Raw genomic sequence first — 16,928 nt, 5'->3', positions numbered from 1 at the left:
GAGGTCCCGGTGTCCCAACCCTCGACGCTGCGCCGGCAGCTGCTCCGGCGCAAGCCCCTGCACGCCTTCACCGCGGAATCGGACGGAGACGGCGGGCTGCGCCGTACCGTCGGTCCCTTCCAGCTCACGATGATCGGCATCGGTGCGACCATCGGCACTGGGATCTTCTTCGTGCTGGACTCGGCGGTGCCGGAGGCCGGCCCCGCAGTGATCGTCTCGTTCGTGCTCGCGGCGGTGGTCGCCGCCCTCACCGCACTCTGCTACGCCGAACTGGCCTCGGCGGTGCCCGTCTCCGGCTCCTCGTACTCCTACGCCTACGCCACGCTGGGCGAGTTCGCCGCCTGGGCCGTGGGCTGGTGCCTGCTGCTGGAGTACGCGGTCTCGGGCGCAGCGATCGCGGTGAGCTGGGGGCAGTACCTGAACGACCTGACCGAGCGGCTCTTCGGTTTCCAGATGCCGACGGCGATCGCGGCGCCGCCGGGCGCGGGCGGTTACGTCAACCTGCCCGGCGTCGTGCTGGTCGCCCTGTGCTCTCTGCTGCTGGTACGCGGCACCAAGGAGTCGGCCGCGGTCAACACGGTGATGGTGCTGGTCAAACTGGGGGTGCTGGTGCTGTTCGTGGTCATCGGCGCCACCGCCTTCCACGCCGGGAACCTGCACCCGTTCGCACCCATGGGCATCGCCGGGATCAGCAGCGCCGCCTCCACCGTCTTCTTCTCCTTCATCGGCCTGGACGCCGTGTCCACCGCGGGCGAAGAGGTCCGCAACCCGCAACGCACCTTGCCGCTGGCCATCGTCGGGGCACTGGTCGTGGTCGCCACCATCTATCTGCTGGTCGGCCTGGTGGGTGTGGGCGCCCAGCCGTGGACGGCATTCAAGGGGCAGGAGGCGGGCCTCTCGACGATCCTCGGCGACATCACCGGGGCCGGCTGGCCCGCGGTCCTGCTCTCCGCGGGCGCAGTGCTGTCCATCATCAGCGTCACCTTGGTCGTCCTGTACGGGCAGAGCCGCATCCTCTACACGATGGGCCGGGACGGAATGCTGCCCAGCGCCTTCCGGCGAGTGAGCCCGCGCTCCGGAACCCCGGTGTTCACCACCCTGCTGACCGGCGGCTTCGTAGCCCTGCTGGCAGCAGTCTTCCCCCTGGACATGCTCGCCGACCTCACCAGCATGGGGACCCTGGTGGCCTTCGCGGTGGTCTCGCTCGGTGTGCTGATCCTGCGGCATACGGCTCCGGAACTCGAGCGGGGATTCCGAGTGCCGGGCTACCCGGTAGTGCCGAGTCTGTCCGTCATCGCCTGCGGCTACCTCCTCTACGAACTGCCGCTGGAGACATACCTCCTGTTCGGCGGGTGGCTGGCGCTGGCGCTGGTCGTCTATCTGCTCTACAGCCGCCGCAACTCGCGGCTGGAGACAGCCGACGGCTCGGAGGCTCCGGTGAAGACCTCTACCTGACAGGAGGTCACCAGAGCGCACCTCATCGGTCCGAAACGGTTGGGCTCTGATGCGTAGATCGCCGCGTCAGCGAACCGGCGGGGGACGCACGGCACCTGTCGCCGTCGGCGCAGGAAGCAATATGGACGCGGGCGGTGACCGCGCTGGTCGACGAACGTGAGGGAACATCGCGGCGATGTTCCAGATCTCACTCAAGTCGGTGGACGTCACACTCATCTCCTCAGGCGTGCACGACGGGATCCGCCCGTTGAACCCGGTCGGCCGTCGGGGCTGCTGCGCCAGTGTCCCCGGGCACCCTGCACGACGCCGCCCGCTGCCTGGACCTGCCAACGGCAGACGGGAACGACAAGCCGTGGTGACAGACCCCGCGCGTGTGCCGCACACGCGCGGGGTCTGTCAACTCCCCGGCATACTCCTGCACATGAGTCATGGCCAGGTGAGGCCCGAATGCCTCCGCGGTGGCGGCAACGGTCTCGCCGGGTTTGGGCACGACGACGGCCGTGACGGCCTCACCCCAGTGCTCGTCCGGAGTTCCGATGACGGCCGCATTCGCCACCCCGGGCAGCTCTGAGATCACCCGTTCGACCTCGGCGGGGTAGACGTTGAAGCCGCCGGTGATGATGAGGTACTTCTTGCGGTCCACGAGATGCAGGTAGCCCTCGATGTCGAAGCAGCCGACTTCTCCGGTGCGTGCCAGCCGTTGCGTGCGGCGTCGGCGGTGACCTGGGGGTCTTTGTCGTAGGCAACCATGGTGAAGTCGCCGCGTACGCAGATCTCGCCGATCTCGCCCTGAGGCAGCGGGAGTTCGTCGTCGCCGAGGGTGGCGACGGTGGAGACCTTCGTCGGCCGGCCGACGCTGGCCAGGCGTTCGTCGGGGGCGGGCCGGCCGTCGACCATGTGCCAGGCCGCGGTGAGCGCGGTGATGAGCATGGGGGCTTCGCTGCACGGCGAGTTCAGAGCGGCGCAGGCGGATGGGGCGGGTCATCGTGTCTCCCTGGGGTGGTGGGTCTCCCGCTTGAGCAGCACCGTGCGTTCACCTTCGAAGACGATGGTGCCCCGCCGAGGAGTTGTTCGGACACCCCTGCCCCCGGGGCAATCAATCGCCTGACGTGCGTCTATGGCATCGTTCACCCGCCTGTCACCGCGCCGGCCTCGACGGGGGATTCGTTCGGCGCCGCCCGGTCACACTGAGAGGGTCGCGCTGAGCGAAGGAGGTTGTCATGGCTGCCGCTGAGGCGGAGCCGATCGCCACGCCCGTGCCAGCAAGCGGGTGACGCGGCCTGATCTCTGTGAGCTCTCGCGCATGACACGGTCGCAGCAGTCGCGGCCAGCCCCTGCCCAACGAGGTCGTCATCCTCGACACCCCCAGCACCTCCGCACTGACCACGTGGACCCTCGACCAGCCCTGACACCCCCCGCCGCCACGCGACAGGCGCTCGTGCCGGGCCGCACAGCCTTTGTGTGGCCCGGCACTCTCACGCCTGCCGGGCCGGACGGCCTTCTCGCCCGGCACCAGCAGGCACAGTGACGAATACGCCGACAGGAAAGCGCCGATGTGCCCTCGGCCGCGGGGGACATCCGCCGGATCAGCGCTGCCTGACATCGCGTGCCCCCCGCGGATCGTCGCGGCGCCACCCCGTCCGCGCCAGCGCGCCCCGGACCAAACAGGTGATCTTGGAGCAGGGTGACGCATGCCGAGTGCTTCCGCGCGCCGTCCGTGCGTACGCACCTGAGCGTCGCCGTGGGGGAGGACAGGAGTTGGGGATCTTGGTGCACCCCGTTGGTCTGCCGACGTGCCTGCCCTGGCCACGTCATTGGGGGCAGGCACCGGTTGCCCTTGCCCCGCCCGCCCGTCGTCGAAAGAACGGAGACACGCCCATGGCCATGACAGTCGAAAACGTCGAAGCCGAGATGGAAGCCGCCAACCACGCCGGCGACCCGCCCGCCGACACGCTCGTGTCCGATCTGATCGATCACCAGGAGGTCGACGGAGTCAACGGCCTGTTCCGCAAAATCGCAACCCTGCAACCGGGACAGGACCTCTCCGACCTGCCCCCGAGGCTGGCGAACTTCCTCAAGGAGGCGGCCGCCGACCCGCCCGGCTGGAGCGAGGCTGACGTCAGGGCCGCCGAGGGCTTCTTCGACCACCACGGCGAGGCGTCCATGCTCCAGGGCACGGTCGGCCTGATCGGTACGTACCTGTCCCCCACCGGCGCCTTCACCCTGCGCTCCACCGGGCGCCTGGGCGGGGTGGACGGACCGGGACGACGCCTGTCACAGTCCTCCCGCCTGTTCATCGGCATGGGCGACAGGGGCGCGCTGCGCAACGGCACCCTGAAGGCGACCGTGACCAAGGTGCGCCTGGTCCACGCCTCCGTGAGGCAGCTGCACAAGAAGAGCGGCGAGTGGGACTATGCCAAGTGGGGCGAGCCGGTTTCGCAGAAGTACACCGCCGGCGCCATCTGCGTCTTCAGTGTCCAGGTCCTCGAGGCGCTGCAGAACCTCGGCGTGCACGTCTCCGACGCCGACCGCCACGGTTTCATGTGTGCCTGGCACTACATCAACCACTACCTCGGCACGCCGGAGCAGTGGGTGATGCCCAAGGACGTCGACCTGGTCGACCGGATCTGGCGGATCGAGCGCGAGAAGGAGTGGCGGGAGTCCGACGACGGCACGTTCATGACCGCGCAGGCCCTGAAGTTCTACAAGCGGGAGATGGTGCCCCCGCCGGCCTACGACCCGTTCATCGCGATGGTCCGCACCGCGCTGGGCGACCGTTACGCCGACATGGCCGGCATCCCACGGAACGCCGCCCTTGACACCGGCGCCAAGGTCGCCGCCGCCGGCCACAGCGTCGTCAGCAACACCTTCGGCGGTCTCTTCGGCGGCACCGCCGAGAAGGCCACCGGAACCAACCCCTACGACGCGATCCTGGGCCAGGCTTCGAAGGCGTTCAACAAGGTCGAGGAATACGCCCTCAAACACGACAAGGACGACCAGCCCCAGATGCACCAGGAACTCCACGACAACCGCTGACCACCGGCGGTCGGCGCCGTGCCCCCCCCTGCGCCGCAAGCGCGGCGGGCACGGTGCCGGACAGCGGCCGCAGAGCCCGCAGAGCCCGACACCTGAACCGGCCTCCTCGCACCCTGTGCCGCAGCAGCCCTCACCCAGCCTGAGCAGCACGCTCCCAGCAATGCCCGCCCATCCCAGCGGTCCGCTGCGAACAACGTGGCCGCGCCCGCCGCCGCGCCCGTTCAGCGGTCACCGCTCCGCCGTCTTTCGCCGTACCGGCCGACCGTGGCGCGCCGGCACCGCCTCACGGTTTTCCTGGGCAGCTCACGGATGTTCACCGGGAGAGGCCGGACACCACCGCGGTGATCACCGTGATCGCGGAGATGCCGACTATGACCATGCGTGCGGTGAAAGACGCAGGCTGCCTGGGCCGGTCTTCGCACCCTGCGGCACAGTTGAGACCGCAGGAGCCGGGCCGGTACCAGTACACCCCGAGCAAGGCTGCACGGGGCTCCGCATCACCATCGCGAGCAACCACGACCGGCTCAACGAACGATCAAGGAATGAGAAACCGCTACCCCATCCGATCTCCGCCGCGGTCCAAGGCCTGGCCGGTGTGAGCGGCGCGCAGTGCCTGCAGGGAGACCTCGTACACCTTCCCCCGCAGCAGTGGCTCGTCCAGGACTCAGCGGCGCAGGGCACGGTCGAGGGTGAAGGAGGCGTTGGTGACGGCGTTCAGGGCGGCGGGCAGGCCGTGAACCGTGTGGGCGGTGGGCCGGCCCCGTCGCCGGGGTGCAGCGTCCTCGAGGTCGTCCACGATCGGGAACCGATCAGCCGGGGGGTGAGGACGCGCACGACCACCGGCGTCACGACCGCCGGCCGTAAGGATCATTGAAACGGCCATGCCCGACCAGAAGACCGCTGGCCTGGAAGCCGCCCGCGCCGCCCACCGGCGCCGTACCGGCAGCGCCAACACTCCGTGTGCCAGGGCCCGATGGTGAGCAGCGCGAACTCCTGGAAGCCGTCCCTCGCCCGGTACAAGGCGCCGAAGGGTGCGCATTGGGTCCCTCGGCCGGCCCCCGTGTTCATACTCCGGGAGGCGCCTCAACTGCGGACGCGCCCCTGCACGACGTCACACCGAGAACTCGCGTATCACCGTGTTGCGGAACACCGCACTGCCACCGATCGTGAACAGCGCGAGCCGTGTGTCCAGCAGGTACGGGAATACCTGGCTGGTGTGCACGTGGCGGCCGTCGTCGACGAACATCTCCACCGACGTACGGTCCACCAGGATGCGCAGTTTCACCGTGCCGGTGGAGGGGTCGAACGGGGTGTGACTCTCCTGCCACTTGCCGGAAGTGTCGGCGTTCACCGTGTTCCGGCGGTTGAGGAAGGCGTAGTTGTCGTAGACTCCGGCGTCGATGTGGCGACCGCCGTCCGGCGAGCGTCGCAACTGGAGTCCAGCGCCGGTGAGTTGGGTCCAGGTGATCTCGGTCGTCACCTCGTAGGAGATGCCGGTGTAGTCGAGCAGCTTCGTGCCGTCCACGGCCACGTCGCCCAGGTTCACGGTGCGGGAGACGTACGAGTCGAGGCCCGCGACGGGCTGGGAGGCAAGGTAGTAGGTGCCGTCGGATGCCTTCTTCAAGGTGACCTCGCGGACGACGGAGTCGGTGCCGTTGAAGCCGTCGCAGTCGATGGTGGGGGTGGTGTTGGCGTAGTCCCAGTCGTTCACCCAGCCGATCGCATAACGGGCGCCCTGGTCCACCGCGCCACTCGCGTCCCGCTTCTCGAAGGTGACGGCGGCGTACCAGTCCCAGCCGTGGTCGAGCCACTGCGGGGCACTCGTGTCGGCGGTGAACGCGCTGCCGTCGAAGGAACCCGTCCAGTAGGCGTACGTGTTGGGCAGCCCCGAGCTCTTGCCGTTGGCGCTCGCGCCGAGCACCCACTTGACGGTGCCGTCGTCGGCGGTGATGCGGAACAGGTCGGGGCACTCCAGGACGCCGATGCCGTCGTGGACGAAACCATTCGCGTACGTCCAGGACTTGAGGTCGTCGGAGTGGTAGAAGCCGATCTTGTCGTTCTCGGCGAGGGCCATCACCCAGCGGCCCCGGTCCTCGTCGCGGATCACCTTGGGGTCGCGGAAGTCGGCGACGCCCGGGTTGGGCAGGACGGGGTCGGTCCCGTAGTTGGTGAAGGTGCGGCCGCCGTCGGTCGAGTAGTACAGGAACTGCTCCTGGTGGTCGGTGCCGCCGCCGGGGGACATGGTGACGATGACGACGACCGCACCCGCGCCGAAGCCGGCCGTGTTGCCGGCGTCGACGACCGCCGAACCCGACCAGAGGTTGCCGTTGGGTGTGGTGTTCTTGGGCACGGCGACCCCGCGGTCGGTGAAGGCGACCAGGTCCTTGGTGGTGGCCAGGCGCCAGGCGGTGCCGACGACGCCGGTGAAGTAGTCGGCGTTGTAGAGGTAGTAGTAGTGGTATTCGCCGTCGATCCAGATGGGGCGCTGCGGGTCGTTCTTCCACTGGTCGGGGACGGTGAAGTGGTAGGCGGAGCGGTAACTCGCGCCGCTCGCCGCGGTCTTCGCCGTGGCCTTGGTCGGAACCCTGGGCTTCGGGGCGGCCGTGGCCGGTCCGGTGGACAGCAGCGCGGCGGCGGTGCCCGCGGCTGAACTGGCGAACAACGCTCTCCGGGAAATCCCCGAGGTTCCGGGCATGACGCATCGTTCCTCTCATGACGGCCCATGAGGGCCCGTGACGCACGCGAGTGCGGCTCCCACCGCAAGTGGCGTGAAAAAAGCGGCTCTTGTGAACGTGGACTGTAGACCTAACTCGTTAAAGGTCAAGCGTTCCCGACCTCTTGACAGGCCTGTGGCCCGGTTCACATCATCTGGGCATCAACCCTGATCTAATACGAGTTAGGCCCGTTCGATGACCGACTCGCACCTCCCCCGCCGCACGCTGCTGCGGTACGGCGCGTACGGGGCGGGGGCATCCGCCCTGGCCGCTACCGCCGCGAGCTGGGACCGGCTCACCGGAGCCGACATCCCCGGCCGTGACGACGGCTCCCTCGTCGTCGCCACTCTCGGCTCCGCCTTCGACCCGGCCGCCATCAGCGCCCTCACCGAGGGCTTCCACCGTCTCCACCCCGACATCCCGCTGCGGGTGAACGCGGTGCAGGCCGTCGACTGGTCGGACTTCTTCGCGAAGATCCTCACCCAGATCGCCGCGGGCACCGCGCCCGACCTGGTCTACGTCGCGACCGAGGGCGTGCAGCTGTTCGCCCATCGGCTCGGCGTTCCGCTGGACCGCTGGGTGCGGCGGGACGCGGCTCAGCTGCGCGAGTACTTCGCCGACGTCCACCCCTCGCTGGTGGAGTCGATGATGTACGAGGGAAGCCTCTACCAGCTGCCGGTGGAGTTCAACGCCGCCGACATCTATCTCAACAAGCAGGTGCTGAAGCGGGCGGGCTCGGGTTTCCCGCCGGCCGACTGGAGCCGCGACGACTTCACCGCGCTGCTGCGGGAGATGAAGCGTGCCAGCGACGCGCACTTCACGCCGTACTTCTGGACCAACCGGCTCTGGGGCGGCGTCGTGCCCTGGCTCTTCGCAGGCGGCACGAACCTGCTGAAGGAGTCCAAGGCGCCCGGCGGCGCATGGCTGTGGGACACCTTCTACCCGGCCGCCGCCCGGCAGGGACGCGGCGGAGGCTTTCGCTGGACGACCCCGCAAGCCACCGCCGACCGGGTCGAAGAGGCGTACGACTATCTCGCCTCCCTCATCCAGGAGAACCTGTGCACGCGGCCCGAGGGCGGCAACGGCACCAACCTGGTCGGCGTGTTCTCCACCGGCCGCGTCGGCGTCACGCCGGCGGGCGGCTTCTGGGCCGGCGGCCTGCAACAGGCCGGCATGAAAGCGGCCGACTACGACGTGCAGTACTTCCCGCGCTGGCGCACCCAGCGCCACCAGTTCGGCGCGGCGGGCTACGCGCTGCTGCGCACCTCGAAGAAACAGGAAGCGGGCTGGGAGTTCATCAAGTACGCCGCCCGCAAGGACACGATGACCCGGCTGTTCCGCAGCAACCAGACCACCCCGGCCCGCCGCTCGATGCTGAACGCCGCCCGTTATGCCGCAAGCGGCCCGGCGCACTGGCAGGTCTTCTACGACACCCTCGACCGGTTTCCCGACACCGGCCCGATCCCCGCGCCGCCGCAGGTCGCCGAGGTGACCGACGTCCTGCTCAAGTACACCGGCACCGCGCTGGCCTCGCCACGCGCGGTGCGTCCCGCGCTGCGCCGCATGCAGGCCGACCTGGAGAAGGCCATGGAGCGTGAGGTATGACGAACACCCAGGTCCCGGCCGTACGTCCACGGCCCGCCATGCCACCCGCCGTGGCCGTGCGGCCCTCCGTCCGCGACCGTGGCGCCCGGCTGCTGGCCGCTCTGTTCCTGGCGCCCACGGTCGTCGGCATCGTCGTCTTCACGGTCGTACCGATCATCGGGTCCATCGTGCTGAGCCTGTTCCACTGGAACGTGATCGACCCGCCCCGTTTCGCCGGCGGCGCCAACTACCGCACGACATTCACGGATTCCACCGTCCTGGTCTCCTTCCGCAACACGCTCGTCTTCATGGTCCTCGCGGTCGCGCTGCAGCTGCTGATCGCGCTGGCGCTGGCGCTCGCGCTGAACGGGCGGATGCCGGTGTGGCTGCGGTCGGTGTTCCGTTCGGCGTTCTTCTTTCCGCTGGTGCTGTCCGCCGCGTCGATCTCGGTGGTGATGAAGTACCTGTTCAACCAGGACTTCGGGGTGGTGAACTGGCTGATCGGCCTGGTCGGCGTCGCGCCCGTGCCCTGGCTGACCTCGGAGCACGCGGCCATGGCCACGGTGATCCTGGTCTACGTCTGGCAGCAGTTCGGGTTCTCCTTCCTGCTGTTCGTCGGCGGTCTGAACAACATCCCCAAGGAGATCCACGAGGCCGCCGCCCTCGACGGCGCGTCCGGCCTGCGCAAGCACCTCGGCATCACCCTGCCGCTGTTGTCGCCGACCCTGCTCGTCGCGTCGGTGGTCGGCATCATCAATGCCCTGCAGGTCTTCGAGCAGCCGTACGTCCTCACCGACGGCGGGCCCGGCGACGCCACCCGCACCGTGGTGATGGTGATCTACGAGCGGGCCTTCGAGCAGCTCGACTTCGGTGAGGCGTCCGCGGTGGGCGTGCTGCTCTTCGTGCTGATCATGGCGGTCACCGCCCTCCAGTTCCGGCTCAGCCGGCGTTTCGTCCACTACCAGTGAGCCGGTGAGCCGCATGAGCCAAGCAACCCTGACCCTGAACCGCGTACGGTACTCGCTCGCCCCCTGGGCCCGGGTCGCCGGACTGACCGTGTGCGCCCTGCTCACACTCGGCCCGGTCATCTGGACCGTCTCCACCTCCCTGCGCACTCCGGCCCAGTCCTTCGACCTGCCCCCGCAGATCATCCCGACGCACCCGACGACCACCGCCTACCACGGGGTCTTCCAGCAGATCGACGTGTGGCTGCTCGCCCTGAACTCCACGCTGGTGACGGCGCTGATCGCAGCCGGCCAGATGATCACGGCGGGCCTGGCCGGATACGCCTTCGCGCGCCTGGAGTTCCGTCTCAAGAAGCCGCTGTTCGGCCTGGTCCTGGCGACCATGATGGTGCCGTTGCAGGTCACCATCGTGCCGGTCTTCCTGGTGCTGAAGTCGATGGGCCTCACCGACACGCTCCTCGGCCTGATCATCCCGGCCTTCCCGACCGCCTTCGGCACCTTCCTGATGCGCCAGTACTTCCTCGGCATGCCCAAGGACCTGGGCGAGGCGGCCATGCTGGACGGTGCGGGACCCTGGCGCATCTTCCGCTCCGTGTACGCACCGCTGGCCGCACCCGGCCTGGCGATCGTCGGCGTGCTGGCCTTCAACTACCACTGGAACGAGTTCTTCCGCCCGCTGATCCTGGAGACCTCCAGCCAGAACTACACCCTTCCGCTGGGCCTGGTCTCCCTGCAGGGCAACCTCGGCACCGGGTCGATCTCGGTGGTCCTGGCCGGGGTCGTGCTGTCGATGCTCCCCGCCGTCGCCGTGTTCGTCGTCGGCCAGCGCCCTCTGCGCGAGGGCATCACCTCGGCAGGAGTCAACCGGTGAGCCACGACCCCCACACACCCCTCTTCCGGGTCCGTCCGCCAACGGGCTGGATCAACGACCCCAACGGCCCGTTCCGTTGGCGCAGCCGCCACCACCTCTTCTACCAGTGCAACCCGCATGCCCCGGTCCACGCCGACATCCACTGGGGCCACGCCTCCAGCCGCGACCTCGTCCACTGGGAACACCATCCCATCGCCCTCGCGCCGACGCCCGGTGGCTCGGACGAGGCCGGCTGCTGGTCGGGATGCGTGGTCGACGACGCCGGCACACCGACCACCGTCTACACGGGAGTCGACCGTGACCACGCCGGTATCGGCACCATCTGCCTGGCCCGAGCGGCGGACCCGGACGACGAGCGGCTGACCGAGTGGAAGCCGCTGCCGGCGCCCGTACTGACGGGGCCGCCGCCGGGACTGGACGTGGTGATGTTCCGCGACCCGTTCGTCTTCCGCAGCGCGGACAGGCGCTGGGCCCTCGTCGGGGCCGGGCACGCCGACGGCACGCCCTCGATCCTGCTCTACGACTGCGACGACCTGACCGACTGGCGCTTCGCTGGTGTGCTCCTGGACGGCAGGGATCCGGTGGCCGCCTGCGCGTTCGGCGACAAGGCGGTGGGCTGGGAATGCCCGCAGTTGTACAGGACGGCCGGCGGCGACCACGTGCTTCTGGTGTCCTTGTGGGACGGAGATCCCTGCTCGACCGGATATCTGACGGGCCATCTGCAAACGGATGGCCAGGGGAGGTTGGTCTTCGTGACGCGCGCCGGCGGCCGGCTCGACCAGGGGCGTGACTTCTACGCCCCCGCCGTGCTCCAGGAACCGGAGCGCGCACTGCTGTGGGGCTGGTCGTGGGAGGCCCGTCCGCGCGAGGAGGTGGACCGGGCCGGATGGGCGGGAGTGCTCACCGCGCCACGCGTCGTCGACCTGCACCCTGACGGTTCACTGCGCGTCCGTCCGGCCCCGGAACTCGACCTTCTGCGCGCCGCCGAGCCGTTCGTCACCGCGCCGGGCCGGGTTCCGCTTCCACAGACGTACGACCTGACGCTCACCGCATGCGAACCGACCACGGTGAGCCTGCTCCGGGACGTGTCAGGCCGGGAACTGACCGTCCGGGCGGACCCCGCCGCGGGAACCGTCATCCTCGACCGCAGCGCCTGGCCCCGCACCGGCCGGGAGGGCTCCGCACCCATCACCATGCAGGTACCGAAGGGGCCGTACCTCGCACTCCGGCTGCTCGTCGACGGCTCGCTCCTCGAACTCTTCGTCGCAGAACGCACGATGGTCACCGAGCGCGTCTACCGGCACCCCGACGACATCGCCGAACTGGTGGTCACCGGGCCGGATGCGAGGGTCACCGGGTGGGCGCTGGACCCACAGAGGCGCGGCTGACCAGAGGGCAGGCCAGGCGCCGGACGGCCGCGGGCGGCGTACGGCCGGTGTCGATGGCATCCAGGAGCAGCCGAGCCGCCGCCTCGCCCATCGCCCGGTGCGGCAACGCAACCGACGTGAGAGGCGGGGTGAGGAACGCGGCCATGTGCTCCTGGTCGTCGTACCCGACCACCGACAGATCAGCGGGCACATCGATCCCGAGCCGGGTGGCGGCGTGCAGGACACCCGCCGCCACCCGGTCGTTGTAGCACAGGACACCGGTGGGGCGGCGGCCCGGCTCAACCCCTTCGAGCAGGCGCAGCGCCCCCGCATATCCCGCGGAGATCTCCCCGCCGCCGCGCACGATCCACTTCTCGGGCACGGCGACGCCCTCGGCGCGCAGCGCGTCCCGGAAACCGCGGGTACGTTCGACCGAGGCGATGTCGTCCTGGCCGCCGATCATGGCGAGCCGACGGTGGCCCGCGCCGAGCAGCAGCCGGGCCGCGCTACGGCCACCGGCGCGTTCGGCGGGGACGACCGCGGGCAGCGAGCCGCCCTCGGGCAGGCAGTTGGCGAGCACGGAGTGCGTGCGGTGCAGTCCCTCGGGGACCCGGACCCGGCGCAGCGACATGGCCGCGTAGATGATGCCGTCCACCCGTCGGTCGAGGAGTTCCGCGACGGCCGCGTCCTCCTTGGCCCGGTCGCCGCCGGAGTCGACGGTGAGGACAAGATGGTCACTGGCCCAGGCGGTCTCCATGGCGCCGCGCAGCAGCCGGCCGGCGAACGGTGAGGACGCGATCTCGTCGGTGACCAGCCCGATCACGGCCGTACGGCGACGGCGTAGCCCGCGGGCGACGGGATCGGGACGGTAGCCCAGCTGAACGGCGGCCTGCCGGATGCGTTCCTGGGTGGCGGGCGAGAGATTGCCCTCGGCCCGGCCGTTGAACACGAAGGACACCGCGGTGTGCGACACGCCGGCGAGCCGGGCGACGTCCCGTGACGTGGGGCGCCCGGTGCCCGTGCTCCTGCTGTCTTCGGCACCGCCCACGCCGTCCGCCGCCCTCACTCAGCCGTCCCTGTCGATCACCGTCCACCCTATCCGCGCCACGCGCTTTCGCTGTCTGAGCCGTCGCGACGAGACGGCTCGTGGAGCGCCCCATAGACGCTCTCGTTCTCACATGCCTGGGCTGGTGGCCCCTGAGCCAGTTGAAATGACCGGCTCAGCCAAAGCGAACGCTTTGCACAACGAAGGAGGCGCCGTTCACAGCCGAACCGCTCGGCACCGTGACCGCAGTTCCGACGCAGCCGTGCTCCGGGAAGACGGTGGCTCTCCTGTCCGTATGGTTGACCACTGTGTGCGTACCACTGTCCAGCGGATAACACACGCCGTCTTCCGGGCCGCGGAGCGTGGATTGTTCCCCGTTCAGGTTCGCGTAGATGAAGTCGCCCGTGGCGGCGGCCTGGGCGACGACGGGCAGTCCCAAAGACAGGGTGAGAGCGGCGCCGGCCGCCAAGGCCACACGCAGCATACGACCGAGCGTTCTCATGGCTTCTCCCACGTCGTTTCAGGGATGTTCTGTGCCCATACCGTATGGGCCAGTTCCCCCGGGGTCCCGGACTGACCGCATCCACCTCACCCCAACGGATGCGCCTTCACGGGATTGCTGGAACAGCACGAGCGCGCCGCTCGCCGCGGGCAGCCTCCGGCATGATCGACGAGCGTGCAGTCGGAATCTCGAACGATGCACTCGAGGAGCTGTTCCTGCGTACCGGCCACCGCTTCAAGCGTCCCGAGCCGCGCTCGCCCTCGGCCTGCCGCCCCAGTTCGTCGGCGACACAGCGAGCCGGGAAAGCGCAGGCGGGGCCCGCCAAGGCTCTGGTCGCAGTTACGTGAGAAGGCAGGTTCGGCAGGGAACGCCGGACGGGATCGCCTTCGGCGTCGGCGGTGACGTACGGGGTTGGAGGTCCGCTGCCCTGAGCCCACCCCAGCACTGCCAGGTGCTGAGAGCACCAGGTTGCCGGATCATGTGCCCGGGGCGAACCGCCTAGTCTCGGTGGAGATCGACGACAGTCAGTGAGGAGACAGGAGACTCATGTCCACAAACAGCGCTGCCCGCACGATCGCCGAACGCTTCCTCACGGCATTCCAAGCGCGGGAGTGGGAGACACTGCGTGCTCTGCTGGCCGATGACATCACGTGGACCATGCCGGGAGAGGGCACCATCTCCGGCACCATCCACGGCGCCGGCGCGGCGGTAGCCCGGGCACGACAGATCGCGGACCAGGGGCTGCGTACCGAGTTGCTGCGCGTACTCGTCGGGGCCCACGGCGTCGCTCTCTCCCTCCACAACACGGCAACCTCCCCCGACGGCCGCAGGCTCGACGAGTACCTCGCAACCGTGCTGACCATGCGCCACGAGCGCATCACCGCCATCGACAGCTACCTGTCGGACGTCGACGGCATGAGCTCCTTCTTCACCGCGCCCTGAGCTCGTCGCGCCGGCATGTGAGCCCGCCAGGGGTGAGCGTCCTCGATGTTCTGGCAGAACCGGCGGTCCCGGCTCGGCCATCTGCGTCCGCGGACCAGCTGAGCGCAGGACGGCGTCCAGGACGCGGTCGGGATCTGCGGCGTGACAATTGCCGAACCACGCCATGCTCGCTTCGATCGCCGCCACTGGTCGGCGGCGCCGTGTTCAGGTGTGGCTTTGGGCACGGGAGGAAGCCTGCGGGCCGGACAACGGCGCCCAGGCTCTTGGCCGTTGGGCATGGTTCGTGAGATCGTCCGCAGGTGACCGACGCTGCTGGGGAAACGATTTCGGCACGACCCGACGACCGCACCGCGTCCGTTGTGCGCTTCGCGGTGGAAGTCGTCGCCTGGGTGGCGACTCCCTGGGCGCTGGCCGACCAGTCGTGGCTGCTCGCCGCCCTCTCCGTGGTGCTCCTGATCGGCCTTCCCACGTGCTTCTCCACGCCGGGAGACAAAGCGAACGTGATCATCGCAGTACCGGGCTGGGTCACGATCCTTCTGGTGCTGCTCCAACTCGCCGCAGCCGTGGCTTCCTCGTGGCTCGCCTGGCCTGCGTGGGCGGCGGGCCTCGTGACCCTGACGGCCGTCATCACCCTCGTCACGGAGCGTCGACGCTGGCGGTGGCTGGCCTCCGGCGAACCAACCCGTCACCTGAGGCGCTCAGCCACCATCTGAAACGCTCAGCCACAGGAGATGTGGCTGAGAAGACGTTGTACGCGCCCAGCGCCGCCGCAGTCATTCCGGGTGATCGCGATTCACCGGCCGAACTGCGCGGCCGAGGCCATGCCGGCCAGGCGCTCGCGCAGCTCCGCGAGCGAGCGCGGCATTACGCCCCCCCACCGTGCCGGGGATGTCCAGGCCGTCCAGGGCCCATTGCACCTGACACATCAGGCGGCCCGGCCGCGCGGTGTAGTTGGTGTATTCGGGAGTGTCGATGCGGCGAGCTTGTGACCCGACACTTGATCGCCGCCCAGGAACGACGCCATCCAGCCCACACTGCTCTCACCGAAATCCCGCACCGCAGGTGCCGCCGCGTCGTCGGAACAGGGCACCACAGAGTCGGTGCGGCAACGATCGCCTGAATGTCAGTCATGTACGTTCCCCTGCGGGTTGCAGCCACCCACGGCGGTCCTTGCCACGTTCCACCTCACCGTCCAGGCAGACGGTCAACGCCTGCTCCCCGCCCGGTCGGTCTCCGACGACGCGGCATGCACCCGGCACAGTTGAGGCACGGGCCGCGCGCGGTGCGCCGCCCACACGGCGCACGCGAGAACATGAACATGCGCTCGGGCCGGCAGGGTGATTCCTGCTACTTGACGCCAATGTCATGCAGCGGGCGGACTCGCGACAACTGGCGGGTTGAGGCGGGCGAAGCCTTCCTGGCGCTGGTAAGGGAAGTACGGGTAGGGCGCTGTCCTGTCGCTGGCCGCATCGAGTTTCGCCATCTGGTCGGGCGTGAGAGTCCAGCCGACGGCACCGAGGTTCTGGCGAAGCTGGTTCTCGTCGCGGGCGCCGATGATGACGGAGGAGACGGTCGGTCGCTGCAGCAGCCAGTTGATGGCGATCTGCGGAATGCTTTTGCCGGTCTCCAGCGCGATCTCGTCGAGGGCGTCGAGCACGCGGTAGAGGTGTTCGTCCTCGACCGGTGGGCCGTAGTCCGCAGTGTGGTGCAGTCGACTGTTGGCCGGTAGCGGCTGGCCTCGGCGTATTTTTCCGGTGAGGCGTCCCCAGCCCAGCGGGCTCCAGACGAGGGCTCCGAGGCCCTGATCGAGCCCGAGGGGCATCAGCTCCCATTCGTAGTCGCGGCCGATGAGGGAGTAGTAGACCTGATGTGCGACATAGCGCGGGTGGCCGTATCTCTCCGAGCTCGCGAGGGACTTCATCGCCTGCCAGCCGGAGAAGTTGGAGATGCCGACGTAGCGGACCTTCCCTGCTCGTACGAGGCCGTCGAGTGTGGACAGGACTTCCTCGATCGGCGTGCCGGCGTCAAAGGCGTGCAGTTGGAACAGGTCGATGTAGTCGGTGCCGAGCCGGCGCAGGGCGTCCTCGCACGCGGTGATCAGGCGCGAACGAGAGGAGCCCGCATCGCCTGGACCGTCACCCATCGGCAGGCTCGTCTTCGTGGACACGATCACCTCGTCCCTGCGGCCTTTGATCGCTGCGCCCAGCACCTCCTCGGAGGCTCCGTTGGAATAGACGTCGGCGGTGTCGAACATCGTGATCCCGGCGTCGAGGCAGATGTCCACGAGACGGCGGGCCTCCTGCGCATCGGTGTTGCCCCAGGCACCGAACAGCGGTCCTTGGCCGCCGAAGGTGCCGGCGCCGAAGCTCAGTGCGGGGACTTTGAGGCCGGATGCGCCCAGTCGCCTGTATTCCATGACTGTTCCTAATCCTTGAGTAAGCGGTTCC

15 protein-coding genes are annotated in these 16,928 nt (G+C 69.0%); 8 read left to right on the top strand and 7 right to left on the bottom strand.

Translation table 11 applies throughout. The features are described 5' to 3' along the window. The first annotated feature begins 9 nt into the window (after window positions 1-9). A complete protein-coding gene (locus BIV23_RS38370; RefSeq protein WP_071385650.1) occupies window positions 10-1,455 on the top strand; it encodes an APC family permease in 1,446 nt (481 codons plus the stop codon). Window positions 1,456-1,675: 220 nt separating this feature from the next. Here the strand turns inward: BIV23_RS38370 and BIV23_RS51265 are convergent, their stop codons facing one another. Beyond that, window positions 1,676-2,098, bottom strand: coding sequence for an AMP-binding enzyme (locus BIV23_RS51265; RefSeq protein WP_071385619.1), 423 nt, complete (start codon window positions 2,096-2,098; stop codon window positions 1,676-1,678). Beyond that, complete coding sequence (locus BIV23_RS51260; RefSeq protein WP_218161910.1) at window positions 2,029-2,385, bottom strand: AMP-binding protein; 357 nt, start codon at window positions 2,383-2,385, stop codon at window positions 2,029-2,031. The genes BIV23_RS51265 and BIV23_RS51260 overlap by 70 nt, the downstream gene beginning before the upstream one ends. Window positions 2,386-3,333: 948 nt before the next feature. Between BIV23_RS51260 and BIV23_RS38360 the strand changes: the two genes are divergently transcribed. Next, the gene (locus BIV23_RS38360) at window positions 3,334-4,491 is read left to right on the top strand and encodes an oxygenase MpaB family protein (protein ID WP_245790843.1); all 1,158 of its coding nucleotides are present in this window, start codon (window positions 3,334-3,336) and stop codon (window positions 4,489-4,491) included. 664 nt (window positions 4,492-5,155) lie between these two features. Here BIV23_RS38360 and BIV23_RS49935 read toward each other — a convergent pair. Both BIV23_RS49935 and BIV23_RS38355 read right to left on the bottom strand, forming a co-directional pair. Next, complete coding sequence (locus BIV23_RS49935; protein ID WP_143079201.1) at window positions 5,156-5,287, bottom strand: polyprenyl synthetase family protein; 132 nt, start codon at window positions 5,285-5,287, stop codon at window positions 5,156-5,158. Between the two features lie 315 nt (window positions 5,288-5,602). Beyond that, on the bottom strand, window positions 5,603-7,186 hold the full coding sequence (locus tag BIV23_RS38355) for a glycoside hydrolase family 32 protein (protein ID WP_071385618.1): 1,584 nt from the start codon (window positions 7,184-7,186) through the stop codon (window positions 5,603-5,605). 214 nt (window positions 7,187-7,400) lie between these two features. On the opposite strand from BIV23_RS38355, the gene BIV23_RS38350 reads away from it, so the two are divergent. Genes BIV23_RS38350 through BIV23_RS38335 form a run of 4 tightly spaced genes read left to right on the top strand, consistent with a single transcriptional unit; the run spans window position 7,401 to window position 12,013 of the window. Further along, window positions 7,401-8,810, top strand: coding sequence for an extracellular solute-binding protein (locus BIV23_RS38350; protein WP_071385617.1), 1,410 nt, complete (start codon window positions 7,401-7,403; stop codon window positions 8,808-8,810). Next, window positions 8,807-9,757 (top strand): carbohydrate ABC transporter permease, encoded by a 951-nt coding sequence (locus BIV23_RS38345; RefSeq protein ID WP_071385616.1) that lies wholly within the window; start codon window positions 8,807-8,809, stop codon window positions 9,755-9,757. The genes BIV23_RS38350 and BIV23_RS38345 overlap by 4 nt, the downstream gene beginning before the upstream one ends. 13 nt (window positions 9,758-9,770) lie before the next feature. Continuing rightward, the gene (locus BIV23_RS38340; RefSeq protein ID WP_071385615.1) at window positions 9,771-10,625 is read left to right on the top strand and encodes a carbohydrate ABC transporter permease; all 855 of its coding nucleotides are present in this window, start codon (window positions 9,771-9,773) and stop codon (window positions 10,623-10,625) included. Continuing rightward, window positions 10,622-12,013 (top strand): glycoside hydrolase family 32 protein, encoded by a 1,392-nt coding sequence (locus BIV23_RS38335; RefSeq protein WP_071385614.1) that lies wholly within the window; start codon window positions 10,622-10,624, stop codon window positions 12,011-12,013. Before BIV23_RS38340 ends, BIV23_RS38335 begins: the two co-directional genes overlap by 4 nt. Here the strand turns inward: BIV23_RS38335 and BIV23_RS38330 are convergent. Then, complete coding sequence (locus BIV23_RS38330) at window positions 11,976-13,058, bottom strand: LacI family DNA-binding transcriptional regulator (RefSeq protein WP_425443569.1); 1,083 nt, start codon at window positions 13,056-13,058, stop codon at window positions 11,976-11,978. The genes BIV23_RS38335 and BIV23_RS38330 overlap by 38 nt on opposite strands. Before the next feature lie 154 nt (window positions 13,059-13,212). After that, entirely contained in the window at window positions 13,213-13,521 is a 309-nt protein-coding gene (locus BIV23_RS38325; RefSeq protein WP_071385613.1) for a hypothetical protein, read from the bottom strand. 564 nt (window positions 13,522-14,085) lie between these two features. Between BIV23_RS38325 and BIV23_RS38320 the strand changes: the two genes are divergently transcribed. Together BIV23_RS38320 and BIV23_RS38315 are read left to right on the top strand one after the other, a co-directional pair. After that, the gene (locus BIV23_RS38320) at window positions 14,086-14,481 is read left to right on the top strand and encodes a nuclear transport factor 2 family protein (protein WP_071385612.1); all 396 of its coding nucleotides are present in this window, start codon (window positions 14,086-14,088) and stop codon (window positions 14,479-14,481) included. Between the two features lie 299 nt (window positions 14,482-14,780). Then, window positions 14,781-15,194, top strand: coding sequence for a hypothetical protein (locus BIV23_RS38315; protein ID WP_079173666.1), 414 nt, complete (start codon window positions 14,781-14,783; stop codon window positions 15,192-15,194). Window positions 15,195-15,844: 650 nt separating this feature from the next. Here the strand turns inward: BIV23_RS38315 and BIV23_RS38310 are convergent. Then, complete coding sequence (locus tag BIV23_RS38310; protein ID WP_071385611.1) at window positions 15,845-16,897, bottom strand: aldo/keto reductase; 1,053 nt, start codon at window positions 16,895-16,897, stop codon at window positions 15,845-15,847. Window positions 16,898-16,928 lie beyond the last annotated feature (31 nt).

Source organism: Streptomyces monashensis, assembly GCF_001866665.1.
Taxonomy (GTDB): Bacteria; Actinomycetota; Actinomycetes; order Streptomycetales; family Streptomycetaceae; genus Streptomyces; species Streptomyces monashensis.
This window is presented reverse-complemented; position numbering and strand designations above follow the sequence as displayed.